This window comes from Nocardioides ginsengisoli, assembly GCF_039537225.1.
Classification (GTDB): Bacteria; Actinomycetota; Actinomycetes; order Propionibacteriales; family Nocardioidaceae; genus Nocardioides; species Nocardioides ginsengisoli.
Genome location: NZ_BAABAC010000037.1, coordinates 209,813 through 232,328, shown reverse-complemented (window position 1 = coordinate 232,328; position 22,516 = coordinate 209,813). Strand labels below are relative to the sequence as shown.

Annotated in this window: 28 protein-coding genes and 1 riboswitch; of the genes, 16 read left to right on the top strand and 12 right to left on the bottom strand. The window is 72.5% G+C overall.

The annotated features are described in order from the left end of the window. Positions 1-51 precede the first annotated feature (51 nt). The 6 genes from AB4880_RS19725 to AB4880_RS19700 all read left to right on the top strand — a co-directional run bounded on the left by AB4880_RS19725 (position 52) and on the right by AB4880_RS19700 (position 5,353). On the top strand, positions 52-429 hold the full coding sequence (locus tag AB4880_RS19725; RefSeq protein WP_367920925.1) for a DUF3499 domain-containing protein: 378 nt from the start codon (positions 52-54) through the stop codon (positions 427-429). 112 nt (positions 430-541) lie between these two features. Beyond that, the gene (locus AB4880_RS19720) at positions 542-1,921 is read left to right on the top strand and encodes a phosphomannomutase/phosphoglucomutase (RefSeq protein ID WP_367920924.1); all 1,380 of its coding nucleotides are present in this window, start codon (positions 542-544) and stop codon (positions 1,919-1,921) included. Then, entirely contained in the window at positions 1,918-2,103 is a 186-nt protein-coding gene (locus AB4880_RS19715) for a Trm112 family protein (RefSeq protein ID WP_437440510.1), read from the top strand. The genes AB4880_RS19720 and AB4880_RS19715 overlap by 4 nt, the downstream gene beginning before the upstream one ends. Before the next feature lie 30 nt (positions 2,104-2,133). Beyond that, the gene (locus tag AB4880_RS19710; protein ID WP_367920923.1) at positions 2,134-3,159 is read left to right on the top strand and encodes an SIS domain-containing protein; all 1,026 of its coding nucleotides are present in this window, start codon (positions 2,134-2,136) and stop codon (positions 3,157-3,159) included. Positions 3,160-3,218: 59 nt separating this feature from the next. Continuing rightward, positions 3,219-4,352 (top strand): acyltransferase family protein, encoded by a 1,134-nt coding sequence (locus tag AB4880_RS19705; RefSeq protein ID WP_367920922.1) that lies wholly within the window; start codon positions 3,219-3,221, stop codon positions 4,350-4,352. A gap of 35 nt (positions 4,353-4,387) precedes the next feature. Then, positions 4,388-5,353: a DUF808 domain-containing protein gene (locus AB4880_RS19700; RefSeq protein ID WP_367920921.1), complete on the top strand. Its 966-nt coding sequence runs from the start codon at positions 4,388-4,390 to the stop codon at positions 5,351-5,353. 10 nt (positions 5,354-5,363) lie between these two features. Here the strand turns inward: AB4880_RS19700 and AB4880_RS19695 are convergent, their stop codons facing one another. Together AB4880_RS19695 and AB4880_RS19690 are read right to left on the bottom strand one after the other, a co-directional pair. After that, entirely contained in the window at positions 5,364-5,792 is a 429-nt protein-coding gene (locus tag AB4880_RS19695) for a 6,7-dimethyl-8-ribityllumazine synthase (RefSeq protein WP_367920920.1), read from the bottom strand. A gap of 52 nt (positions 5,793-5,844) precedes the next feature. Continuing rightward, a riboswitch (FMN riboswitch) is annotated at positions 5,845-6,009 on the bottom strand. A 33-nt stretch (positions 6,010-6,042) separates the two neighbouring features. After that, positions 6,043-6,645 carry a class I SAM-dependent methyltransferase gene (locus AB4880_RS19690; protein WP_367920919.1) on the bottom strand — a complete coding sequence of 201 codons (603 nt, stop codon included), beginning with the start codon at positions 6,643-6,645 and terminating at the stop codon, positions 6,043-6,045. Positions 6,646-6,704: 59 nt separating this feature from the next. On the opposite strand from AB4880_RS19690, the gene AB4880_RS19685 reads away from it, so the two are divergent. The 3 genes from AB4880_RS19685 (at position 6,705) to AB4880_RS19675 (ending at position 9,705) form a co-directional block, all read left to right on the top strand. Next, on the top strand, positions 6,705-7,259 hold the full coding sequence (locus tag AB4880_RS19685) for a hypothetical protein (RefSeq protein WP_367920918.1): 555 nt from the start codon (positions 6,705-6,707) through the stop codon (positions 7,257-7,259). A gap of 67 nt (positions 7,260-7,326) precedes the next feature. Beyond that, on the top strand, positions 7,327-8,052 hold the full coding sequence (locus tag AB4880_RS19680) for a YcnI family copper-binding membrane protein (RefSeq protein ID WP_367920917.1): 726 nt from the start codon (positions 7,327-7,329) through the stop codon (positions 8,050-8,052). 3 nt (positions 8,053-8,055) lie between these two features. Continuing rightward, a complete protein-coding gene (locus AB4880_RS19675; RefSeq protein WP_367920916.1) occupies positions 8,056-9,705 on the top strand; it encodes a copper resistance CopC/CopD family protein in 1,650 nt (549 codons plus the stop codon). On the opposite strand, the gene AB4880_RS19670 is transcribed toward AB4880_RS19675, so the two are convergent. From AB4880_RS19670 to AB4880_RS19655, 4 genes are read right to left on the bottom strand one after another with little or no spacing between them, the layout of a single operon-like run. Then, on the bottom strand, positions 9,692-10,327 hold the full coding sequence (locus AB4880_RS19670; RefSeq protein ID WP_496559910.1) for an SCO4651 family lipoprotein: 636 nt from the start codon (positions 10,325-10,327) through the stop codon (positions 9,692-9,694). The two genes, AB4880_RS19675 and AB4880_RS19670, sit on opposite strands and share 14 nt — an antisense overlap. A gap of 26 nt (positions 10,328-10,353) precedes the next feature. Next, positions 10,354-10,554: a hypothetical protein gene (locus tag AB4880_RS19665; RefSeq protein ID WP_367920914.1), complete on the bottom strand. Its 201-nt coding sequence runs from the start codon at positions 10,552-10,554 to the stop codon at positions 10,354-10,356. A gap of 23 nt (positions 10,555-10,577) precedes the next feature. Further along, complete coding sequence (locus AB4880_RS19660) at positions 10,578-11,450, bottom strand: DUF8832 domain-containing protein (RefSeq protein WP_367920913.1); 873 nt, start codon at positions 11,448-11,450, stop codon at positions 10,578-10,580. Continuing rightward, on the bottom strand, positions 11,447-12,532 hold the full coding sequence (locus AB4880_RS19655) for a calcium:cation antiporter (protein WP_367920912.1): 1,086 nt from the start codon (positions 12,530-12,532) through the stop codon (positions 11,447-11,449). The genes AB4880_RS19660 and AB4880_RS19655 overlap by 4 nt, the downstream gene beginning before the upstream one ends. 78 nt (positions 12,533-12,610) lie before the next feature. Between AB4880_RS19655 and AB4880_RS19650 the strand changes: the two genes are divergently transcribed. From AB4880_RS19650 to AB4880_RS19640, 3 genes are read left to right on the top strand one after another with little or no spacing between them, the layout of a single operon-like run. Then, positions 12,611-14,551, top strand: a complete 1,941-nt coding sequence (locus AB4880_RS19650; RefSeq protein ID WP_367920911.1) for a TIGR03960 family B12-binding radical SAM protein — start codon at positions 12,611-12,613, stop codon at positions 14,549-14,551. Positions 14,552-14,569: 18 nt separating this feature from the next. Next, on the top strand, positions 14,570-14,980 hold the full coding sequence (locus AB4880_RS19645) for an SRPBCC family protein (protein WP_367920910.1): 411 nt from the start codon (positions 14,570-14,572) through the stop codon (positions 14,978-14,980). A 20-nt stretch (positions 14,981-15,000) separates the two neighbouring features. Continuing rightward, a complete protein-coding gene (locus AB4880_RS19640; RefSeq protein WP_367920909.1) occupies positions 15,001-15,567 on the top strand; it encodes an AAA family ATPase in 567 nt (188 codons plus the stop codon). Here AB4880_RS19640 and AB4880_RS19635 read toward each other — a convergent pair. Then, the gene (locus AB4880_RS19635) at positions 15,546-15,890 is read right to left on the bottom strand and encodes a hypothetical protein (protein WP_367920908.1); all 345 of its coding nucleotides are present in this window, start codon (positions 15,888-15,890) and stop codon (positions 15,546-15,548) included. The genes AB4880_RS19640 and AB4880_RS19635 overlap by 22 nt on opposite strands. Before the next feature lies 1 nt (position 15,891). Beyond that, a complete protein-coding gene (locus tag AB4880_RS19630; protein WP_367920907.1) occupies positions 15,892-16,212 on the bottom strand; it encodes a hypothetical protein in 321 nt (106 codons plus the stop codon). Positions 16,213-16,317: 105 nt separating this feature from the next. On the opposite strand from AB4880_RS19630, the gene AB4880_RS19625 reads away from it, so the two are divergent. Beyond that, complete coding sequence (locus AB4880_RS19625) at positions 16,318-16,692, top strand: hypothetical protein (RefSeq protein WP_367920906.1); 375 nt, start codon at positions 16,318-16,320, stop codon at positions 16,690-16,692. A 56-nt stretch (positions 16,693-16,748) separates the two neighbouring features. On the opposite strand, the gene AB4880_RS19620 is transcribed toward AB4880_RS19625, so the two are convergent. Next, the gene (locus AB4880_RS19620; protein WP_367920905.1) at positions 16,749-17,480 is read right to left on the bottom strand and encodes a DUF4190 domain-containing protein; all 732 of its coding nucleotides are present in this window, start codon (positions 17,478-17,480) and stop codon (positions 16,749-16,751) included. A 110-nt stretch (positions 17,481-17,590) separates the two neighbouring features. Here AB4880_RS19620 and AB4880_RS19615 point away from each other — a divergent pair, with 110 nt between their 5' ends. After that, on the top strand, positions 17,591-18,211 hold the full coding sequence (locus AB4880_RS19615; RefSeq protein WP_367920904.1) for a class I SAM-dependent methyltransferase: 621 nt from the start codon (positions 17,591-17,593) through the stop codon (positions 18,209-18,211). Positions 18,212-18,224: 13 nt separating this feature from the next. Here AB4880_RS19615 and AB4880_RS19610 read toward each other — a convergent pair whose 3' ends face one another. Genes AB4880_RS19610 through AB4880_RS19600 form a run of 3 tightly spaced genes read right to left on the bottom strand, consistent with a single transcriptional unit; the run spans position 18,225 to position 20,253 of the window. Next, complete coding sequence (locus AB4880_RS19610; protein WP_367920903.1) at positions 18,225-19,127, bottom strand: glycosyltransferase; 903 nt, start codon at positions 19,125-19,127, stop codon at positions 18,225-18,227. Next, positions 19,124-19,480 (bottom strand): DUF2304 domain-containing protein, encoded by a 357-nt coding sequence (locus tag AB4880_RS19605; RefSeq protein ID WP_367920902.1) that lies wholly within the window; start codon positions 19,478-19,480, stop codon positions 19,124-19,126. The genes AB4880_RS19610 and AB4880_RS19605 overlap by 4 nt, the downstream gene beginning before the upstream one ends. Continuing rightward, positions 19,477-20,253: a glycosyltransferase family 2 protein gene (locus tag AB4880_RS19600; RefSeq protein ID WP_367920901.1), complete on the bottom strand. Its 777-nt coding sequence runs from the start codon at positions 20,251-20,253 to the stop codon at positions 19,477-19,479. The genes AB4880_RS19605 and AB4880_RS19600 overlap by 4 nt, the downstream gene beginning before the upstream one ends. Before the next feature lie 64 nt (positions 20,254-20,317). Between AB4880_RS19600 and AB4880_RS19595 the strand changes: the two genes are divergently transcribed. Next, positions 20,318-21,502 (top strand): winged helix DNA-binding domain-containing protein, encoded by a 1,185-nt coding sequence (locus AB4880_RS19595; RefSeq protein ID WP_367920900.1) that lies wholly within the window; start codon positions 20,318-20,320, stop codon positions 21,500-21,502. A 16-nt stretch (positions 21,503-21,518) separates the two neighbouring features. Continuing rightward, a complete protein-coding gene (locus tag AB4880_RS19590; protein WP_367920899.1) occupies positions 21,519-22,238 on the top strand; it encodes a TIGR03936 family radical SAM-associated protein in 720 nt (239 codons plus the stop codon). The last annotated feature ends 278 nt before the right edge of the window (positions 22,239-22,516 follow it).

The following is a 22,516-nucleotide window of genomic DNA, read 5'->3' as shown; positions in this document are numbered from 1 at the left end:
GATCAGCGAGCCTATCCACACCGATCCACCGGGCGCGGTAGCGTCTGCGCCGTGAGCGCGACCCCGGCCCCGCAGAGCCTGCGAACCTGTTCGCGCACCGCCTGTGCCCGTCGCGCCGTCGCCACCCTGACCTATGTGTACGCCGACTCCACCGCGGTGCTCGGTCCGTTGGCGACCTTCGCCGAGCCGCACGCCTACGACCTCTGCGACGTCCACAGCGAGCGGCTGTCCGCGCCGCGCGGCTGGGAGGTGGTCCGGCTCTCGCTGGGCACCCAGGAGCAGGGCCCCAGCAACGACGACCTGCTCGCGCTCGCCGACGCCGTCCGCGAGGCCGCGCGACCGGTACGACGCGAGCCGGTCGAGCCGCCCCGCGAGCCGGGACGTGAGGTCGCCCGCAAGGGCCACCTGAGAATGCTCACCTCCGATTGATGGGCCGAGCGCCTCTCCGGCGCAGGCGGGGGCAGCAAGCTGCCGCGCGGCGCCTCCCGCCGCGCTGCCGGCCGGAGTGATCCAGCACCCCGCAGTGCACTAGGGTCGCGGCATGGCCGGTTCCACGACCTCCCCCGAGAACCTCAGCAAGGTCTTCAAGGCCTACGACGTGCGCGGCATCGTCGGCGACCAGCTCGACGAGGACCTGGCGCGCGCGACCGGAGCGGCGTACGTCGAGGTGCTCGGCGTCGACGCGCTCGTCATCGGCTACGACATGCGGCCCAGCTCGCCGTCCCTGGCGGGCGCCTTCGCCGACGGCGCGACCGGCGCCGGGGCCGACGTCACGATGATCGGCCTCGCGTCGACCGACCAGCTCTACTTCGCGTCGGGCCACCTCAACCTGCCGGGGGCGATGTTCACGGCGAGCCACAACCCGGCGCAGTACAACGGCATCAAGATGTGCCGCGCGCTCGCCCAGCCGGTCGGCATGGAGAGCGGCCTGGCCGAGATCCGCGACCGCGTCGCCGCGGGCCCGCCCAGCAACGGAGGCGGCCGCACCGGATCGATCAGCGAGCACGACGTCCTCCAGGCCTACGCCGCCCACCTGCTCGCCCTGGCGCCGGTCTCCGGTCGCCGGATCAAGGTCGTCGTCGACGCCGGCAACGGCATGGCTGGGCACACCGCGCCGGCCGTGTTCGACCGGCTGGCCGACCGGGTCGAGATGATCCCGATGTACTTCGAGCTCGACGGCACCTTCCCCAACCACGAGGCCAACCCGATCGAGCCGGCCAACCTGGTCGACCTGCAGAAGCGGGTCCTCGCCGAGCGCGCCGACATCGGCCTCGCGTTCGACGGCGACGCCGACCGCTGCTTCCTCGTCGACGAGCGCGGCGAGCTGGTCTCGCCGTCCACGCTGACCGCGCTGATCGCCGCCCGTGAGCTGGCCAAGGAGCCCGGCGCGACGGTGATCCACAACCTGATCACCTCACGGGCGGTGCCCGAGATCGTGTCCGAGCTCGGCGGCACGCCGGTCCGCACCCGTGTCGGTCACTCCTACATCAAGGCGACGATGGCCGAGACCGACGCCATCTTCGGCGGCGAGCACAGCGGCCACTTCTACTTCCGTGACTTCTGGCGCGCCGACTCCGGCATGCTCGCCGCACTGCACGCGCTGGCCGCGCTCGCCGAGAGCGACCAGCCGCTGTCGGCGCTGCTGCGCGACTTCGAGCGCTATCCGCTCAGCGGCGAGATCAACAGCACCGTGGCCGACCAGGACGCCGTCCTGGCCGCGCTCGAGGCCGCGTACGGCGAGCGCGACGGCGTCGCCATCGACCGGCTCGACGGGCTCAGCATCGGCCATGCCGACTGGGCGTTCAACGTCCGAGCCTCCAACACCGAGCCGCTGCTGCGGCTGAACGCCGAAGGAAAGGACGAGCCCACCATGGCCCGAGTCCGCGACGAGGCCCTCGCGATCATCCGGGGCGGCAAGTGAGCGCCCCCGAGGTGTCGCCGGAGCTCCTGGCGATCATCGTCTGCCCGTCCTGCAAGGGCGAGCTGACGCTGTCGACGACCGACGGCGCGCAGGAGCTGACCTGCGGCGGCTGCGGTCTGATCTACCCCGTGCGCGACGGCATCCCGGTGCTGCTCGTCGACGAGGCCCACAAGCCGGCCTGAGAACCGGCCTGAGAACGAAGGGGCGCTGCCATGGTCTGGTTCGACGAGTCCCGGCTGGACGACGAGGCGGCGCTGTCCGGCGCCGACCTGCGGCTGCGCACGCTGGCCGAGTCCGGCGCCCGCGTCCGGCGTGAGGTCGGCGCGGCGGCGGAGGCGATCGCGGAGGCGGTGTCCCGCTCCATCGAGACGCGCCCGCGCGCGGTGATCGCCGCCGGTCCCGACTCGCGGCTGCTGCGCGCGGTCCTCGAGCCGTTCTGCCCGGTTCCGTTCGTCGCGTGGCCCTCGCCGGCGCTGCCCGGCTGGGCCGGCAGCCTCGACCTGGTCGTCGTCCTCGCCCCCGAGGGCGGTGACCCCGGCACGGCGCTCGCCGTCGCCGAGGCGGCCCGCCGCGGCTGCCAGCTCGTCGTCGCCGCGCCGCCCGAGTCGGTCGTGGCCGAGCACGCGACCGGCCGCTGGACGACGATCCTGCCCACCAGCACCGGCGACCAGCTCGCCACCGCGGTCGCGATGCTGTCCTTCCTCGACCAGGTCCAGCTCGGGCCGATGGCCGAGCCGGACGCCGTCGCCGAGGCGCTCGACGCGGTCGCCATCGCCTGCTCGCCGCACCGCGACATCTCGATCAACCCCGCCAAGATGCTGGCCATCTCGCTCGCCGACGCCAACCCGCTGCTGTGGGGCGGGTCCGTCCTCGCCGCCCGCGCGGCCCGTCGCGTGGCCGAGTCGATCCGCCGTACGTCGGGGCGCGCGGCGCTCGCCGGCGACGCCGAGCACCTGTTGCCCGTCATCGAGGCGGCCCGGGCGCGCAACGTCTTCGCCGACCCGTTCGCCGACGACACGGGCGACCGCCGTCCCGTGCTCGTCATCCTCGACGACGGCGTCGACGACCCGGTCGCGCGCGACCAGCGGATCCGGCTCGAGGAGGCCGCGCGCGGGCACGACGTCCGCATCGAGCACGTGTCGTCGGAGGCTGTCGGCGAGGTCGGCCGGTATGCGTCGCTGCTGCTCAGCGGCACCTACGCGGCCGAGTACCTGAGGCTGGGGCTCGTCGCCGACTGACCCCCCGCGGGTTGTCTGACACTTGGACTTCTCACCGCGCTCCCGGGTACCAAGGAGTGATGCCCTCCTCAGTGCGGACGACTCGGGACCCCTGGCTGGACAACGCGAAGATGGGACTCATCGTCCTCGTCGTGCTCGGCCACACGTGGGCGCTGCTGCCCTTCGACGGTCCGGTCGGCCACCTCTACGACTTCATCTACCTGTGGCACATGCCGGCGTTCATCCTGCTGTCCGGCTACCTCTCGCGCAGCTTCGCCTACAGCCCGGCGCGGCTGTGGCAGCTGGTCACCATGCTGCTCGTGCCGTACGTCCTCTTCGAGGGCGCGCTCGGCTGGTTCCGCCTGCACGTGGGAGGGGAGCGGCTCAGCGATCTGTGGACCGACCCGCACTTCCCGATGTGGTACCTCCTCGCCCTCGTCGTGTGGCGTCTCGCCACCCCGGCGTTCCGCAGGTTGGCCGCCTTCGGCGGCGCCGCGAGCGCGATCGTGGTCGCGCTCGGGATCAGCGTCGCGAGCGGCTTCCTCGAGGGCGACTGGATGTCGCTGATGGACCTGCCGCGGATCCTCGGCTTCCTGCCGTTCTTCGTGATCGGCCTGACGCTCACCCCGGACCGGCTGGAGTGGCTGCGCGGCCGGACGCCCGCCGTACCGCGGGTCCTGGGCGTCGCGACCTTCTGCGTCGTCGCGCTGCTCGCGCTCACCCTCGAGGACTGGGCACAGCGTCCCTACGTCTACTACCGCCCGTTCACGCTGCTCGGCGACGGTGACCTGACCGCGATCACGACCCGGCTGATGGTCATCGCGGTCGGCGTGGCCGGCGCCTTCGCGTGGCTGGCGGTGACGCCGCGCGTCGGCGGCTGGTTCACCGCGATGGGCTCGGCGACGATGGTCGTCTACGTCTTCCACGGCTTCGCCGTGAAGGGCCTCGCCTACGCCGGCTTCGGCTCGTGGTTCGACGGCCGGATCTGGCTGGGCATCCTCGCCGGCCTGGTCTGCGGCCTCGCCATCGCGCTCGGCCTGGCCGCGCCGCCCGTACGACGGCTGCTCGAGCACGTCGTCGACCCGTTCGGCATCGCGCAGCGCCGGGTGCGGGAGGCGGTCCGCCTCGCCGCGGTGGCGGAGACGCCCCTGGAGGCGCCGATCCCGGCCGCGGCCGAGGCGGTGGAGGCGGAGCCCGTCACCTCCGGCCGGTAGCCTTCGGGCATGCCCTCCACCTCGGACCGCCACCGGTGAGCGCCGGTCTCTTCGGCCTCCTCGACGACGTCGCCGCGATCGCGAAGATGGCCGCCGCGTCGATCGACGACGTCGGCGCCGCCGCGGGCCGTGCGACGACGAAGGCCGCGGGCGTCGTGGTCGACGACACCGCGGTGACACCGCAGTACGTCCACGGCGTGGCCGCCGAGCGCGAGCTGCCGATCGTGAAGCAGATCGCGATCGGCTCGATCCGCAACAAGCTGCTCATCATCTTGCCGGCGGCGCTGCTGCTCAGCCAGTTCCTGCCCGACCTGCTGCCGATCATCCTCATGGCGGGAGGCACCTTCCTCGCCTACGAGGGCGCGCACAAGGTGTGGCACATGCTGTCCGGCCACGCCGAGCACGGCGAGCCGGTCGCCGAGATCAGCCCCGAGGCGGAGAAGCAGATGGTCTCCGGCGCGATCCGGACCGACCTCATCCTGTCGGCCGAGATCATGGTCATCGCGCTCGACGAGGTGGCCAGCGAGAGCTTCTGGGCGCGGCTGGCGATCCTCGTCATCGTCGCGATCGTCATCACCGTCGCGGTCTACGGCGTGGTCGCGCTCATCGTGAAGATGGACGACACCGGCCTGCTCCTCGCCCAGCGCCCCTCCGCGATCGCGCAGAGGGTCGGGCGCGGCCTGGTCGCGGCGATGCCCCGCCTGCTGTCGATCATCTCCGTCGTCGGCACGGTCGCCATGCTCTGGGTCGGCGGGCACATCCTTCTCGTCAACGTCCACGAGGTCGGCTGGTGGGACGCGCCCTATGCGTGGGTGCACGACATCGAGCACGACATCAAGCATGCGATCCACGGCTTCCTCGGCGGCGTCCTCGCCTGGCTGGCGAACACCGGCATCTCGGCCGTGATCGGGCTCGTCGTCGGCTCGATCGTGGTCCTCGTCGTGCGGCTGCTGCCGTTCACCGGCGACAAGGACCCGATCGAGCGCTACGACGCGGCCTGAGCCCCCCGGCCTAGACGGTCGCCAGCTTGACCGTCGCATCGAGCGCGGCGGCGAGCTCGCGGCCCTTGGTCTCGAAGTGCCGGCGGAAGTACGACGTGTGCTCGTCGTGCTCGTGGAAGTGGTGCGGCGTCAGCACCGCCGAGAACACGGGGACGTCGGTCTCCAGCTGGATCCGCATCAGCGCGTCGACGACCGAGCCGGCGACGAAGTCGTGGCGGTAGATCCCGCCGTCGACGACGAGCGCCGCCGCGGCGACGCCGGCGTAGCGGCCCGAGCAGGCGAGCCGCCGTACCTGCAGCGGGATCTCGAAGGCACCGGGGACCTGGACCACCTCGACGCCGTACCCGCGGAGCTCGAGCTCGGTCTTGAAGGTGTCGACGGCGACGTCGACGATGTCGGCGTGCCAGCGGGCCGCGACGATGGCGACGGTGGGTGACATGGGCTCTCCTCGTTGCGTGTCACCCAGGGCGTGACGACGCGCGCGGGGCCCGTCGCGTTCTCTTCCATCCGGACTGTGACCGTCGGCTCCGGAGTCGCACCGGATCTGCTGTCCCACTCCGGCCGTGCCGGGCTGGCGCTCGCGGGCTCGTCCGCCCCGGATCGGCCGGGACGTCCATACCGCCGGTGGGGATTTCCACCCCGCCCTGAGAACGTACGACGTCAGCGTAGTGGGCGCCTGCGAGGAGTCGTCACGGGTCTCGCGTCGCGGAGCAGATGAGCAGCTCGTCGCCTTCGAGGGCCCAGACCCGGTGTCGCCCCAACGTCAGCCCGTACGGCGCGAGCGCCGCGGCCACCTGCTCGACCGTGCGGTAGTCGTCGTGGCGGCGCTCGAAGTCGCGCCGCGTCTCCTGGGCGTCCGGCGCGGGGCCGAAGGTGGCGGTGACCAGGTGGCCGCCGGGGCGCAGGACGCGTCGCCACTCCGCGAAGGCGGCGGCGGGGTCGGGGAGCAGGTGGAGGGCCGTGACGCAGGTGAGCAGGTCGGCGCTGCCGTCGGGGAGGGGCAGCCCGGCCGCGTCGGCCAGGACGAGGGCGACGTCCGGCGGGAGCGCGGCGCGGGCGACGCGCAGCATGCCGGGGGAGCGGTCGACGCCGACGCGTTCCCCTCGCCAGACCGGGGTGAGGGCGCGGAGCATCAGGCCGGTGCCGGTCGCAACGTCGACGGCGAGACCCGTCAAGGGTCCGGCAGCGAGGTCGGCAGCGATCACGTGGACCAGCTCGCGGTGCAGCGCGATCCGGTCGTAGGTGGCCGCGCGCGCGTCGTAGTGGCGCGTCACCGCCTCGTGGTGCTCCATCCGCCCATGATCGCCGACCGGAGCCCCGGACGTTCAGGGCTCACCAAGGGTCCGGCAAGATGTCACCCGTGCTGACCGTCCGCCGTACGCCGCGCGCCCGCGTGGCCGTGCCGGCGGCTCTGGGCGGCCTCGAGTCCGTGACGGCGCTCGTGCTGGCGCACGTGGCGGCCGGGGGAGAGCTCCCGGCGCCGTGGTGGCTGGCTGTCTTCGCCGGCCTCGTCTACGCCGCCGGCGGGCTCGTCCTGCGTCACCAGGTGAGCATCCGGGTGATGCTCCCGGTGCTGCTCGCCGCGCAGCTGCTGGGCCACGCCTGGCTGGTCACCCTCGCGCCCCACGCCCACCCCGGCCACGCCCACGAGAGCGCGGCCCTGCTCGGCCTGACGCCGGTCATGCTCGCCGCACATGTGGTGGCGGCCCTGGTCACCGGGACGATGTGGGCGCTGCGGCGACGCGCTGTCGACGTCCTGCTGGACTGGAGTGACGACGGCGTGCTGCCGGCGCCCTTCCTGCGCCCGCAGCGCGCGTACGCCGGCACGACTGCGCGAACCCCGCGCGAGCACCGCGCCCTCGCACCCACCCGTGGCCCGCCCGCGCGCCTGCCGGCGATCGCCTGACTCCCCAGGGAGACGGGCGGTCCGCCGCTGCCCGCCTCCCACCAAGCCAGAGTCAGAAGAGAGAACCATGCAGATCCGACGCTTCACCCTGCCCACCCTCGGCGCCACCGCCGCCCTCGGGATCGTCGCCCTCACCGCCACCGCCGCGAGCGCCCACGTCAGCGTCTCGCCGGACACCACCGCGGCCGGTGCGTACGCCGTCCTGACGTTCAGCGTCCCGCACGGCTGCGAGGGCTCGCCGACGACGAAGATCGCGATCCAGGTCCCCGAGGAGATCACCTCGGTGACGCCCACGGTCAACCCGAACTGGGACGTCAAGAAGGTCACCGCCAAGCTCGCCCAGCCGATCAAGGACGAGGACGGCAACGAGATCACCGACCGCGTCTCGCAGGTCGTCTACACGGCGAAGACGCCGCTCGCCGACGGCTACCGCGACACCCTCGCGCTGTCGCTGCAGCTGCCGGCCAAGGAGGGCGAGAGCCTGCAGTTCCCCGTCCTGCAGACCTGCGTGAAGGGCCAGACCTCGTGGAACGAGACGGCCGCCGAGGGCCAGGACCCCGAGACGCTGCAGAACCCCGCGCCCACCGTGACGGTCACCGCCGCGACCGGTGAGGGCCACCACGGCGCCGTGGACCCGACGGCCGCCGCGGAGTCCGACGTGGCCGTCGCGCCGTCGTCCAACAAGACCGAGGGCGACAACGGCAACATGCTGGCCATCGGCGGGCTCGCGGTCGGCGCGGCCGGTCTCGGCATCGCGGTGATCGCCCTCGGTCGCACCCGCCCGAAGGCCTGATCCGTGCGGCGTGCGCCGGCGTTCGTCCTCGCCGTCCTGGTCGCCGTCCTGACGGTGGTCGGGGTGGCGGGACCGGCGTCGGCGCACGCCACGCTGGTGTCCACCGACCCGGCCGAGGGCGCCGTCCTGCCGACGGCCCCTGGCCAGGTCCGGTTCACGTTCGACGAGCCGGTCCAGCTCGTCCCCGACGGCCTGCTCGCGTTCGACGCCGAGGGCCGGCGGGTCGGGATCGACCCGTCCGCCAAGGGCGCCGTGGTGACCGGTCGCTTCACCGGCGACCTGGCGAACGGCACCTACGTCATCGCCTGGCGGGTGGTGTCGGCCGACGGCCACCCGATCGCCGGATCGCTGACCTTCCACGTCGGTGCGCCGAGCCCGAAGGTGGCGCCGCCGCAGCTCGGGCCGGCCGATCCGGGCGCGGTGCCGACGGTGCAGGCGATCGTCCAGGGCATCGACTACGTCGCGGTGCTGCTCGCCGGCGGCCTGGCGATCTTCCTCGGCTGGAACGCCCGCGGCGTCCGCCTCACCGATGACGTACGGCGACGCCTGGTGCGCGTGCTCCGCGGCAGCGCCCTCGTGGCGGTGGTCGCGGCCGCGATCGCCGTCCCCCTCGCGGGGGCCTATCAGCTCGGCTCCGGCCTGGGCGGCGTGTTCGACTCCGACGCGATCGACCCCAACCTGGTCCAGGGCGACCTGCAGATCCTGGCCCTCCAGGCGGCCGGTCTCGGTGTCGCGGCCTGGGCCGCGGGACGGCAGCGCTCCTCGCTCGTCGTCGACATGGTCACCGCGCTCGCGGTCTGGTCACCGGCACTCGTGGGCCACACCCGCGCCTACGAGCCGAGCATGCTCCTGGTCGTCACCGACGCCCTGCACCTCAGCGCCGGCGCGGTCTGGCTCGGGGGGCTCGTCGGCCTGGCCCTCACTCTGCGCTCGGTCTCCGGGCGCCCCAAGGACGCCGCCCTGCTGCTCACCCGGTTCTCCGCGGTCGCGGCCGGCCTGCTCGCCGCCCTTGCGCTCACCGGTGTGTTGATGGCGTGGCGGATCATCGGCTCCTGGTCGCGGCTGGTCGAAGAGACCTACGGCCGGCTGCTGCTCGTGAAGGTCGCGCTGGTGCTGGTGGTCGTCGCGATGGCCGCGCTCAACCGCTACCGGCTGCTGCCGCGCGTCACCGGCGACGGTGGGCACGACGAGCGGCGCCTGGCCGCGACGCTGGTCCGGCGCACGGTCGCGGCGGAGGCCGCCGTCCTGGTGGCGGTCCTGGGCGTCACCGGCTTCCTCACCCAGAAGCCGCCGGGGGGCGAGCCGCCCGCGCCGCCGAAGACCGCCGACACCGGCGTCGTCGCCGGCCAGGCCGGCACGGACCTCAAGGTGCTTGCCGTCCTCGACCCCGGCCCCGGCCTGCAGCGCAAGCTGATCGTGCAGGTGCAGAACCTCGCCGGCGACCCGCTCGACCTCTACGGCGCGCCGGCCGTCGCGCTGCGCTCGGCGAGCGTCGACCTCGGCGCCGTCCCGGTCGTGCCGTCCGGCGCCGGCACCTACACCGCCGACGTGGTCTTCCCGACCGCCGGCACGTGGGAGCTGCAGGTGAGCGTCCGGGTCGACGAGTTCACCAGCCCGGTGACGACGATCCGGCTGGACGTCAGGAGCCGCTGAGCTGGCTCGGGGTCACCGTGTCGGCCGCCGCGGGCACGGTGACCTTCACCGGTGCGCCGTAGTCGGAGTAGAGCTGGTCGGTGCTGGTCTTCTGGCCCTGGACGGTGAGCTCCTGGTGCATCTTCACCGGCCGGTCGTCGCCGTCGAGCCACATGTCGAAGGTCAGCGTCTCGGGCAGCATGCCGGTCGCCTCGGCGGGCAGGTGCAGGTTCTCGGCGTACTTCTTCGACGCCACCGTGACCCGATAGTGGTCGGTCTGCTGGCCGGCGACCTTCTCGGAGCCGACGAGGGTGACCTGCTCGGGGTCGCCGATGACGCGCAGCGCGTTCTCCGGGTCGGCCAGCGTGGCCAGCGACGCGAACGGGCTGCTGGCGACCTTCGGGTCCTTCGGGTCGATCTTCAGCCACTTGCCGGCGGGGATCGGGAGGCCGGCGACCTTGAGGTAGGCGATGCCGTCGGCGAGGACCGCCTCGACCTGCTGGGCGCTGCCGGGCGCGGTCGCCACGTGGGCGCGGACGCTGCCGCCGGCGTACGCCATCTCGCTGTTCATGGTGAGGTTCATGCCGGCCGCGTCGACGCTGGCCTTCACCTTGAACGAGCCGGCCTTCTTCTGCGCGGCCAGGATCGAGCGGTAGAAGTCGGCCTTGGTCAGCCCGCCGGCGATGCCGCTGCCGCCGTCGGTCGACGGGTGTCGCCGGTCGACGGCGTCCCCGTGCTCGGGCTCGAGGTCGACTGGCTGGTGGGCGACTTGTCGGCCTCCTTGCCCTGGTCGCCGCTGTTGCAGCCGGCCAGGAGCAGGGTCGAGGCCAGGACGGCGGCGACGGAGGTACGGGCGAGCTTGACGGTCATGAGGTGCTCCTCGATCGATCGGATCAGTCGGTGACGGCGGCGGTGACGGCGAGCTGGTGGAGCAGCCCGTCGACCCGCACCTGGACGAACAGCCGGTAGTCGCCCGCCTGCGTGAACGTGGTGTGGAAGGTGAGCACGGTGCCGTCCTTGGTGACCTCGGGGGCGCCGTAGGGGTGGACGTGGACGAAGCCGCGCGAGTCGACCGCGAAGCCGGTCAGGTGGGCGGCCGCGCCGAGATAGCTGCCGAGCGTGACCGGCTCGCCCTCGGGGTCGGTGATCGCGAGCCGCAGCCGGCCGTTGGGGTCGACCTTGCCGGGGGCGAGCAGGCGGGCCTCGACGACGCCGTCGGTGCCGGTGGCCGCGGTCTCGCCGCGGGGGACCGGCGTCTGGGTCGCCTTCCCTGCGACGGCAAGGGTGTGGCCGAGGACGAGCGGCCGCGACGCGCCCTTCGGGATGAACTCCGTGACCATCCGCCAGCGGCCGGGCGTGCCGAGGTCGACCTGGCCGCGCCAGGTGCCGTCGGCGCCGAGCGTCGGGTGGAGGTGGCGGAACTGGGAGAGGTCGTCGCGGACGACGTACAGGTGGAGCTCCTTGGTCTGCTCCAGCGTGTAGTCGCGCAGCGGGACGCCGTTCTCGCCCACGATCCGGAAGCTGATCGCGCCGGGGGCTTCGGCGCCGGGCAGCCGGACGTCGGTCATCCGGTAGCCACCGACGGCGTCCTTGGTGCCGTCGCCGACCGGGTTGCCGATCGGCTGGACCGGCGTGCCGCCGTCCTTGGCCGGGGTGAGGACGATCCGGTCGCCGCCGGCGCCGTCGGACGGCGCCTCGCCGGACCCGCAGGCGGCGAGCGCCAGCGCCAGGACGACGGCTCCCGTGGCCGCGGACGCTCGCCTCATGGCGCGACCGTCAGGAAGAGGAAGGCCGCCATCAGGACCAGGTGGACGACGCCGTTGAGCGGCTTCGCGCGTCCCGGGACGACGGTCAGCACGCCGACCACCGCGGACAGCAGGAGCAGTGCGAGCTGCAGCGGCGCGAGGCCGAGCTCGAGGGGGCCCTCGAGCCAGATCGAGGCGACCGCGATGGCCGGGATGGTGAGGCCGATCGACGCCATCGCCGAGCCGTAGGCGAGGTTGAGGCTGATCTGGGTCCGGTCGCGCTGTGCGGCGCGGACCGCGGCGATCGACTCGGGCAGCAGCACGAGGAGCGCGATCACGACGCCGACGGTGGCGGCGGGGAAGCCGAGCGCGGCGACGGCGTCCTCGATCGGGTACGACTCGACCTTCGCCAGGCCGACGACGGTGACCAGCGCGAGGACGAGCATCCCGACGCTGGTCCACGCCTCGCGGGTGCTGGGGCGGCCGGCGTGGGCGTCGACGTCCTCGTCCTTGACGGGCAGGAAGAAGTCGCGGTCGCGCACGGTCTGGGTGAACACGAACGCGCCGTACAGCGCGAGGGAGGCGACGGCCGCGAACGCCAGCTGCTGGCCGGTGAAGATCGGCCCCGGCTCGCTGACCGTGAAGGTCGGGACGACGAGGGTCAGGCCCGCGAGCGAGATGACGGTCGCCAACGCGGAGCCGGTGCCCTCGGCGTTGAACTCCGCCAGCCGGTGCCGGACCGCGCCGACGACGAGCGCCAGGCCGACGATGCCGTTGAGGGTGATCATCACCGCGGCGAAGACGGTGTCGCGGGCGAGCGTGGCGGTCTCGCCGCTGCCGGACGCCATCAGGGTGACGATCAGGCCGACCTCGATGACGGTGACCGCGACCGCGAGCAGCAGGGACCCGAAGGGCTCACCTACTTTGTGGGCGACGACCTCCGCGTGGTGGACGGCCGCCAGGACGGCGCCGACCAGCGCGATCCCGATCACGCTCGCCCAGAACGGGCCCGGGTGGCTGCCCCAGCTGACGGCCAGCACGATGGCGGCGAGAGGCGGCGCGAGCACCGTCCACCCGAGACGTCCGGTGGTGGAGGCGCTCATGGTGCCCGATCCTACGGGTGGGCCCTCACCACTCCGGCGATGCCGCCCGGACCGCCTTGCGCTCGTAGAATCGGCCCCATGTCCGTCGAGTCCGTCTTCCCCCGGCTTGAGCCGCACCTGCTGTCGGTGTCCAAGCCCATCCAGTACGTCGGCGGCGAGCTCAACATGGTCTCGAAGGACTGGGACGCCGCCGAGGTCCGCTGGGTGCTCATGTACCCCGACGCCTACGAGGTCGGCCTGCCCAACCAGGGCGTCCAGATCCTCTACGAGGTGCTCAACGAGCGCGAGTGGATCCTCGCCGAGCGCACCTACGCCGTCTGGCCCGACATGGAGAAGCTGCTGCGCGAGCAGCAGATCCCGCAGTTCACCGTCGACGCCCACCGCCCGGTCGGCGCCTTCGACCTGTTCGGCGTGAGCTTCTCGACCGAGCTCGGCTACACCAACCTGCTCAACGCGCTCGACCTGGCCGGCATCCCGCTGCACGCCGTCGACCGCACCGACGACCACCCCGTGGTGATCGCCGGCGGCCACGCGGCCTTCAACCCCGAGCCGATCTCCGACTTCGTCGACGCTGCGGTGCTGGGCGACGGCGAGGAGGTCGTGCTGAAGATCTCCGAGCTGGTGCGCGAGTGGAAGGGCGAGGGGCGCCCGGGCGGCCGGCTCGAGCTGCTGCGCCGGCTCGCCGTGTCGGGCTCGGTCTACGTGCCGCAGTTCTACGACGTGTCCTACGACGACAGCGGCGAGATCGCGGCCGTCGTACCGAATCACCCGGAGGCGCCCGACCGCGTCCGCAAGCACACGCTCATGGACCTCGACCAGTGGCCCTACCCGCGCAACCCGCTGGTGCCGCTCGCCGAGACGGTCCACGAGCGGTTCTCCGTGGAGATCTTCCGCGGCTGCACGCGCGGCTGCCGGTTCTGCCAGGCAGGCATGATCACCCGGCCGGTGCGCGAGCGCTCGATCGAGACGATCGGCGCGATGGTCGAGAACGGCATCCGCAAGACCGGCTTCGAGGAGGTCGGCCTGCTGTCCCTCTCGAGCGCCGACCACACCGAGATCGGCGACGTCGCCTCCGGTCTGGCCGACCGCTACGAGGGCTCGAACGTCTCGCTGTCGCTGCCCTCGACGCGCGTCGACGCCTTCAACATCACGCTGGCCAACGAGTTCTCCCGCAACGGACGGCGCTCGGGCCTGACGTTCGCACCCGAGGGTGGCAGCGAGCGGATGCGCAAGGTGATCAACAAGATGGTCACCGAGGACGACCTGATCCGCACCGTCGCCACGGCGTACTCGCACGGGTGGCGGCAGGTGAAGCTCTACTTCATGTGCGGCCTCCCCACCGAGACCGACGACGACGTCCTGCAGATCGCCGAGCTCGCGAAGCGCGTGATCGCCACCGGCCGCGAGGTCTCCGGCCGCAACGACATCCGCTGCACCGTCTCCATCGGCGGCTTCGTCCCCAAGCCCCACACCCCGTTCCAGTGGGCCGCCCAGCTCGACTCCGAGACCACCGACGCGCGCCTCCAGGCCCTGCGCGACACGGTCCGCACCGACCGCCGCTACGGCAAGGCCATCGGCTTCCGCTACCACGACGGCCAGCCCGGCATCATCGAAGGCCTGCTCTCGCGCGGCGACCGCCGCGTCGGCCGCATCATCGAGCAGGTCTGGCGCGACGGCGGCCGCTTCGACGGCTGGTCCGAGCACTTCTCCTTCGCCCGTTGGGAGGCCGCGGCCGCCGTGGCGCTCGAGGGCACCGGCGTCGACCTCGACTGGTACACCACCCGCGAGCGCTCCTACGACGAGATCCTGCCCTGGGACCACCTCGACTCGGGCCTGGACAAGGACTGGCTCTGGGCCGACTGGGAGGACGCCCTCGCCGTCGGGTCGGGGGAGTCGGACGTCGAGGTCGAGGACTGCCGCTGGACGCCGTGCTACGACTGCGGGGTGTGCCCGGAGATGGGGACGGAGATCCAGATCGGGCCGACGGGGCAGAAGCTGCTGCCGTTGTCGGTGGTCTGAGGCGTGCCTCGCGCGGTCGTGACGACCCGGGAGGTCGAGATCGCCGCCGGCGCCCGTGCGGTCTGGGACGTCGTCGCTGCCCCGGCGGCCCACCCGCGGCTCGATCCCCGCGTGCGGCTCGTCGAGTCGAACGGCGCTGACGGCACGGCCGGCTCGAGCTATGTGGTGGCCGTGGGCTCCACCCGCCTGCGGTACATGATCACCGACGCCGTTCCCGGCGACCGGCTGGTCGCCGACGTCTTCCGCGGTGAGCGGAGGGTCGCCGAGCAGCGCGGCGAGCTGACTGCCTCGGAGCGAGGCGTGGTGCTGGCGTGGACCGTCACTCAGTGGGCGCCATGGCCGTTGCGCGGGCTCATGGCGAGGGTCTGCCGGAAGGCACTGCCGCGGTGGCTGGCCGCAGTCGAGCGCGAGGCCACCGGCGCCTTCTGAGCGCAGCTAGGCTGCCTCGGGTGGCCACGCTCATCCACCTCAACGGCGCCCCGGGCATCGGTAAGAGCACGGTCGCCCAGCGGTACGTCGCGGAGCATCCCGGCGTTCTCGACTGCGACGTCGACCGCCTCCGCCGCCTCGTCGGAGGCTGGCAGGACGACTTCGACGGCATCGGCGCGATCATCCGTCCCGTCGCCTTGGCCATGATCCGCGCACACCTGGACGGCGGCCACGACGTCGTCCTGCCGCAGATGCTGGTCAGTGAGGACCAGCGTGCCCGCTTCCGTGCCGCGGCCCTGGACGCCGGCCATGACTATCTGCACATCGCCCTGCAGGCGCCGGTCGGAGTGGCAGAGTCCCGGTTCTACGGCCGTTCTGAGCACGACACGCTGAACGCGGTGATCCGCCGGACCGTCGACGGGCAGGGCGGTTCCGACGCGATCGGGGCGCTCGATCGGCGGCTGGCGGGCAATGCCGAGGCGGTGGACGACGTCGTCCATGTCGACGCGAGCGGTGACCTCGAGGCCACCTACCGGGCGGTGGTGGGCGCGGTCGAGGCGGCCCGTCAGCAGCGGCCGCTCAGATAGACCAGTCGCGCGCCGTCGCCGGACTCCCACAGCCCGGCGGTCCACATCGCATGCTTGGCCAGCTGTTTCGCGGTCGGCTCCGAGGTGATGACGTACGTTCGCTCGCTCGCCCAGACGGAAGCGGCGTCGGCGCCGTCGCACCAGTCGAAGAGTGCGTCGCCGTACCGCTCGAAGACCAGGGGCGTGCCCGCGGCGATGAGCTCGTCGGCCTGGCGTCGCGCCATCCGGGTCGTGCGGCGGGCGTAGACCTCGCCGTCGGCGCCGGTGACGGTGCGATTGTCCGCATCGGCCTGCGTCTGGATGTCGGTCAGGTCGGTGCGCATCTCAGCCGTTCTCGCGCCCGGGCAGCGCCGCACCGCAGAGGAACGCCTCGTAGGCGTCACGGGCGTCCTCGTCGACCGAGGTGGTGGCCGGTCCGTAGCGGGTGTCGGTCCGATCGCGCTTGGGCCCGGAGAGCCAATAGGTCTCATCGGTCTCGACGTCGATGAAGTTGGCGTCCCACAAGCCCGCCGTACGGCGCAGCTCGCTGCCGCGGTAGCGCGCGGTGTTCCACGAGCGGTTGAAGTCGACCCATCCGATCCACGACGGGCCGAGGTCGGTGCTGTAGCCGGACTTCAGCTGAACGAACATGATGCGCCGTGCCATGCGGTCATCCTGACCTGGCCTGCAGCCTGCGGCGACCGAATTGATCAGGCCGGCCGTCGTAGAGTGCGGCGGTGGCCACGCTCCTCCACCTCAACGGTGTGCCCGGTGGCGCCGGCGATGATCCGCGCCCACCTCGACGGTGGGCACGACGTCGTGCTGCCGCAGATGCTGGGCAACGAGGACGAGCGTGCGCGGTCCCGGGCCGCGGCGGTCGACGGCGGTCATCGCTACGTCCACGTGCTGCTGCAGGCGCCTGCCGGCGAGGCCGGCCTCCGCTTCTACGAACGCCCGGACGACGCGCTGCACCAGGTGATCCGCGGTGTCGTCGACGCGGACGGGGGAGTGGCGGCGATCGACGAGCTCGACCGGCGCCTCGCCGCTCATGCGGCCACGAACGAGGCAGTGGTCGTCGACGTCAGCGGCGGCGTGGACGCGGCCTGCGCGCGCCTGCTGGCGGCGGTGGGCGGGCCGACCCGCTGACGATCGGTCGCAGCCGGTACGACGGCTACCTGCCGCCGTACCGGCTGCTCATCCGATCAGGGAAGCTTCTTGGTCAGCTTCGCGCCGCCGGCGTCGGTGATCACGCAGACGACCTTGTCGCCGCTGGCCGGCTTCTTGTTCTGGGTCAGGGCGATGGTGAAGTACTTGGGGTTCGCGACGAGGGTCAGCTCCTCGGCGCTCAGCATCGGGCTGCAGTTCTCGACGATCTGCTTCTGGTCGCCGAAGACGTACGAGTCGGCCTCCGACTTCGTCAGCGTCTTGGTCGCGACGACCTGCGCGTCGTGGCTCTCGGAGCAGTCGACGACGTGGATGCCGCTGACGCCCTCGTCGGCGTTCTTGTTCAGGCCGTTGCCGGTCAGGCACTGGCCGTCCTTGAGGTCGTTGATGGGCGTGCCGAGCACGCCGGTCGCGAGGACGACGACGAGGCCGATGCCCGCGAGCACCGAGACGACACCGAGCGCGATGCCGGCGATGGCGAAGCCGCGGCCCTTGCGCTGGCCGTTCTTGGTGCGGGACAGGCCGATGAAGCCCATGATCAGGCCGATCAGGCCCGTGCAGCACAGCAGGCTGAGCACGAACGACGCGATGGAGACGCCGTCGGTCTTGACCGGTGCGGCCTCGCCGCCGGGGAAGCCCCCGGGGAAGCCGCCGCCCTGGGGCGCGCCGTACGGGTTCGGCGGCTGCTGGCCGTAGGGGTTCTGCTGGCCGTAAGGGTTCTGGCCGTAGGGATTCTGGCCGGAAGGATTGTTGCCGTACGGATCGCTCACGCCGGACACCCTAGTGCCTGAGGAACGCTCAAGCGGGCGGTTCCGCGCGGTCCCGTAGGGTGAGTCGAGCGGGTGGCTCGCAGACCACCCTGATCGTGAGGGGGATCTCGATGGTGGACGAGCGCGACATCGACAGCGGGGCCGCGACGGCGGGCTCCGACTATGCCGAACGCCTCCGTCGCAAGGAGGGTGCCGCGTGGAAGCGGCTCCTCGACGTGCAGCGTCCCTATCGCTGGAACCTGCGCCGGCTCGAGCTCGGCCGCACGCTCGATGTCGGCTGCGGCCTCGGCCGCAACCTCAAGAACCTCGGCCCCGGCAGCATCGGCGTCGACCACAACGCCGACTCCATCGCGATCGCCCGCCAGGCCGGCCTCGACGCCTACACGACCGACGAGTTCTGGGCGACCGACCTCGGCGCGCCCGCGTCCTTCGACTCGCTGCTGCTGGCCCACGTCCTCGAGCACGTGTCGTACGACGTCGCCGACTCCATCGTCCGCCAGTACCTCCCGTGCCTGCGGCCCGGCGGCAAGGTCGTCTTCATCACCCCGCAGGAGGTCGGCTACCGCAGCGACCACACCCACATCCGCTGGGTCGACAAGGCCGGCCTGCGCGAGCACGCCGACGCCCTCGGCCTGCAGGTGCAGCGCTCGTACTCGTTCCCCTTCCCGCGCGTGGCGGGCAAGGTGTTCAAGTACAACGAGTTCGTGCAGCTCGCGACCTACGCGGGCTGAGCGAGCAGCAGGCTCAGCGCCGTACGGCGTGCCGCAGCGCGACCCGCGCGCCCGCGAAGTCCCGCGCCTTCAGAGCGCCGGGCACCATCGACATCCCGTGCATCCGCGACGTCCAGCGGCTGCGGGCGGCCCGGGCCGCCTTCGACCAGCGCCGCGCGCGCATCTGCTGCTCGGCCTCGAGGAAGTAGCGGCGGTCGTCGTCGAAGCGGCTGCCGTCGAGCAGGCCGACGCCGGACAGGCTTGCCGTGTGGCGCCGGTACTTGAAGGTGACCTCGGGGTCGAGGACCAGCTGCGCGCCGTCGGCGATCAGGTCGAGGATCAGCGCCAGGTCGAGGATGATCGGCAGGTCCTGGCGGAAGGGGTAGCGCTGCACCTGCTCGGTGCGGAACACCAGGGACGGCCAGTACAGCCAGTTGCCGTGCAGCAGGTTGCGCGCCAGCGCCTCGCCGCCGAGCAGGGTCGGGCCGTCGACCTTGGGGCGCAGCCAGCGCTTCACCCGGTCGGCGAGGGGCTCGCAGGGGCGGCCGTCGTCGTCGATGACCTGGACGCCGGGCTGCAGCATGCTCGCGTCCGGGTAGGACGCCAGCGTGGCCCGGGCCCGCGCGACGAAGGTCGGCTCGAGCAGGTCGTCGCAGCCGAGGAACATGACGAGGTCGCCCGACGCGAGGTCGAGGCACTTCTGGAAGTTCGCGGCGATGCCGAGGTTGGTCTCGTTGCGGAGGTAGCGGATCCGCGGGTCCTGCTCCTGCGCGAAGTGCGCGGCGACCGATGGGTCGGGATAGGCGTCGTCGACGACGATGACGCTCCAGTCCGGGCTGGTCTGCGCGCGGACGCTGTCGAGGGCGTCGTAGAGCAGGCCCGGATCGCCCCAGTAGGGCACGAAGATCTCGAGCACCGGGGTGCCGTCGGCGCTCACGCGTCGTCGTCCGCGGGGGAGTCGTCGAGCTCGAGGCGGAGCAGCGCGATCTCCTCGGCGAGGGTGCGGGTCCGCTCCTCGAGCCGGCCCAGCTCGGAGCTGTGCTGCAGGGTCAGCATCAAGATCACGATCGAGCCGCCGAAGAACAGCAGGTTCGACGGCACCTGCAGGCCGAGCAGCGAGGTCGCCTCGGTGAGGATCGCCGGGAACACCGCGAGCAGCGCGATGCCGAAGGCGACGATCGCCCAGATGATGGCGTACTTCTCGCGCAGCCGGCGGCGCCGCATCATCTCGAAGAGCAGCACCAGCACGGTCGCCGCGGCGACGAGCCCGAGCACCGTCGTCCCGTTCATGCGGCGCTCCCGGGGTTGGGCGTGGTCGGTGTGGTGGGCGTGAGGTGCTCGGTCTGCGACGACCAGTCGCGCACCAGCGCCAGCACCAGCGCCACGATCGCGCGGGAGAGGTAGACCGCCGCCTTCAGCGGCGACTGGCTCGCCTGGCCGGCGGCGCGGGCCCGCATGGTGACGGGGACCTGCGTGATCCGACAGCCGGCGCGCTGGGCGATGACGAGGGACTCGACGGTGTCGCCGAGGTATTCGGCCGGGTAGTGCGCGGCGAACACCTGGATCGCGCGCCGGTTGGCCACGCGGAAGCCGGAGGTGACGTCGGTCAGCCGGGTGCCGGCGACCCGCGACAGCACCCAGGCGAGCAGGATCATCGCCCACCGGCGCGGCCCGCGGACCCGGTAGGGGTCGTCGGGCGTCGCGAACCGGGCGCCGATGACGACGTCGGCGGTGTCGAGCCGCTCGAGGAGCTCGGTGAGATAGCGCGGGTCGTGCTGGCCGTCGGCGTCGATCTGGACGGCGACGTCGTAGCCGTTGCGCAGCGCGTAGCGGTAGCCGGTGCGCATCGCGCCGCCGACGCCGAGGTTGTAGGGCAGTCGGCACACCCGCGCGCCGTGCCGCTCGGCCTCGGCGGCAGTGCGGTCGGCCGATCCGTCGTCGACGATGAGCAGGTCGGCGTCGGGCACCGTGGCGCTGATCTCATCGATGGTCCGGCCGATCGACGCCTCCTCGTTCCACGCGGGAACGATGATCAGCACACGACGCGCTGGCACGGACTCCATGGGTGCGGACTCTAACAATCGTCGGACCCCGACGACGCAACCGCCGATGCGCGACGATGGCGTGGTGCTGAGGATCACTGACGACGAACGCCGCCGCCGTCTCGCCGTACGCCACGGGCTGGCGCGGCCGCATCCCAGCGTGGAGGCGGCGACCGAGGCCCTCACCGTGCTGCACGCAACCGAGGCCGCGACCGTCCACCTCGCGCTGTGGGCGCGGGTCGAGGACGTGAGCGTCGCCGACGTCGACAAGGCGCTGTACGACGACCGCAGCATCGTGAAGCAGCTGGCGATGCGCCGCACCCTGTTCGTCTTCCCGCGCGCGCTGCTGCCGGCCGCGTGGGGGAGCGCGGCCGCCCGCGTCGGCGCCCAGCAGCGGGCGCTCGTCGTCAAGGACCTGCGCGCCAACGGCATCACCGACGACCCCGACGCCTGGATCGCCGCAGCCGAGGCCGACGTCCTGGCCCTGCTCGCGGACGGCGAGCCGCGCACCACCGCGCAGATCCGGGAGAGCGTGGCGATGCTGGCCGGCAGTGTGGTGCGGGGCAACCCGGACAGCAAGTGGGGCGGCGAGGTCCCGCTCGCGCCGCGGGTGATGACGATGCTCGGCGCCGAAGGACGCCTGCTCCGCGCCGACAACGCCGGCCACTGGCGGCTCAACAAGCCGACCTGGACGACGACCTCCCACTGGTTGGGGGAGGTGGCGGAGCCGCTGCCGCAGGCGGAGGGTTATGCCGCGCTGGTCCAGCGCTGGCTGTGGACCTTCGGCCCCGGCACCGAGGCCGACCTGGTCTGGTGGCTCGGCGCGACCAAGACGATCGTGCGACGCGCGCTGGCCGACGTCGCGGCCGTCGAGGTGGCGTTCGACGACGGCGGCACCGGGTGGGTGCTGCCCGACGACACCGCACCCGTCGACGGGGGAGTCGAGCCCTGGGCGGCGCTGCTGCCGACCCTCGACCCGACGGTCATGGGGTGGAAGGAGCGCGCCTTCTACCTCGACGCCGCGGACACGCCGTTCCTCTTCGACAGCAACGGCAACGCCGGCAACACCGCGTGGTGGAACGGCCGGATCGTCGGCTGCTGGGTGCAGGACGACGACGCCCGCGTGCACCTGGTGCTGCGCCACGACGTCGGCGCCGACGCACGTGCGGCGCTGGCACGCGAGGCGGAGCGGCTCACCGCGTGGCTCGACGGCGTCCGGATCACCCATGTCTACGCATCCCCGCAGATGCGGGGCGCGGTGCTGCCCTGATCTACGATCCGGCCCTGTGAGTCGTCAGCAGCCCGAGCAGCAGGCACCGCCGGTCCAGAAGCTGCGGATCCGGTACGCCAAGCGCGGTCGGCTGCGCTTCACCAGCCACCGCGACGTGAGCCGTGCCATCGAGCGAGCCGTCGTCCGCGCCGGCATCCCGATGGCCTACTCGTCGGGCTTCCACCCGCACCCGCGGATCTCCTACGCCGGCGCGTCCCCGACGGGCGCCGCCAGCGAGTCGGAGTACGTCGAGCTCGGCCTCGCCGAGCAGCGCGACCCCGCCGAGATCGGCGCCGCGCTCGACGCCGTCCTGCCCGACGGGCTCGACGTCGTCGCCACCGTCGACGCCGCGACGTCGAGCCCCGGCTCGCTGTCCGACCTGCTCACGGCCAGCCACTGGCTGATCGACCTGGGCGACACGCCGGCCGAGCGGGCCGCGGAGGCGGTCGCCGCGTTCCTGGCGACCGAGTCGGTCACCGTGGAGCGGATGACGAAGAAAGGGATGCGGTCGTTCGACTGCCGCGCGGCCGTCGTCCGGCTCGCGGTGACCGCGGACGGAGCGTTGGAGCTGCTGCTCGAGCACACCGTGCCCGCCGTACGGCCCGACGACGTGCTCACCGGTCTGCGCGAGGTCAGCGGCCTCGAGGTCGCCGGATCCGGACTGCTCACCCGCGTCGCCCAAGGCGTCCTCGACCGGGCCGCGGAGTCGATCGGCGACCCGCTGGCGGAGCGTTGATGCCGGTCGTCTGAGTGGCGTGTGCGATACTCGCCACAGATCTACCCCCCGCGCGCGTCCCACAGGACCGCGTGCGGTGCGATCTGACGACGTTCTCGCCGGACGGCAGGCACAACTGACCGGTCGGCACGGTGGAGACGGACGAGCGCCCGACGCGACGCACAGAGCGACCGCGGCAGGCGAACGGACGGCCTCCAGTGACGCTCCGCGGAGGGTGTCGTCCCACGAAGGCTTACGGCGCCGCGCGCTGCGCGAGCGCCGATGACACACCCCGTGCG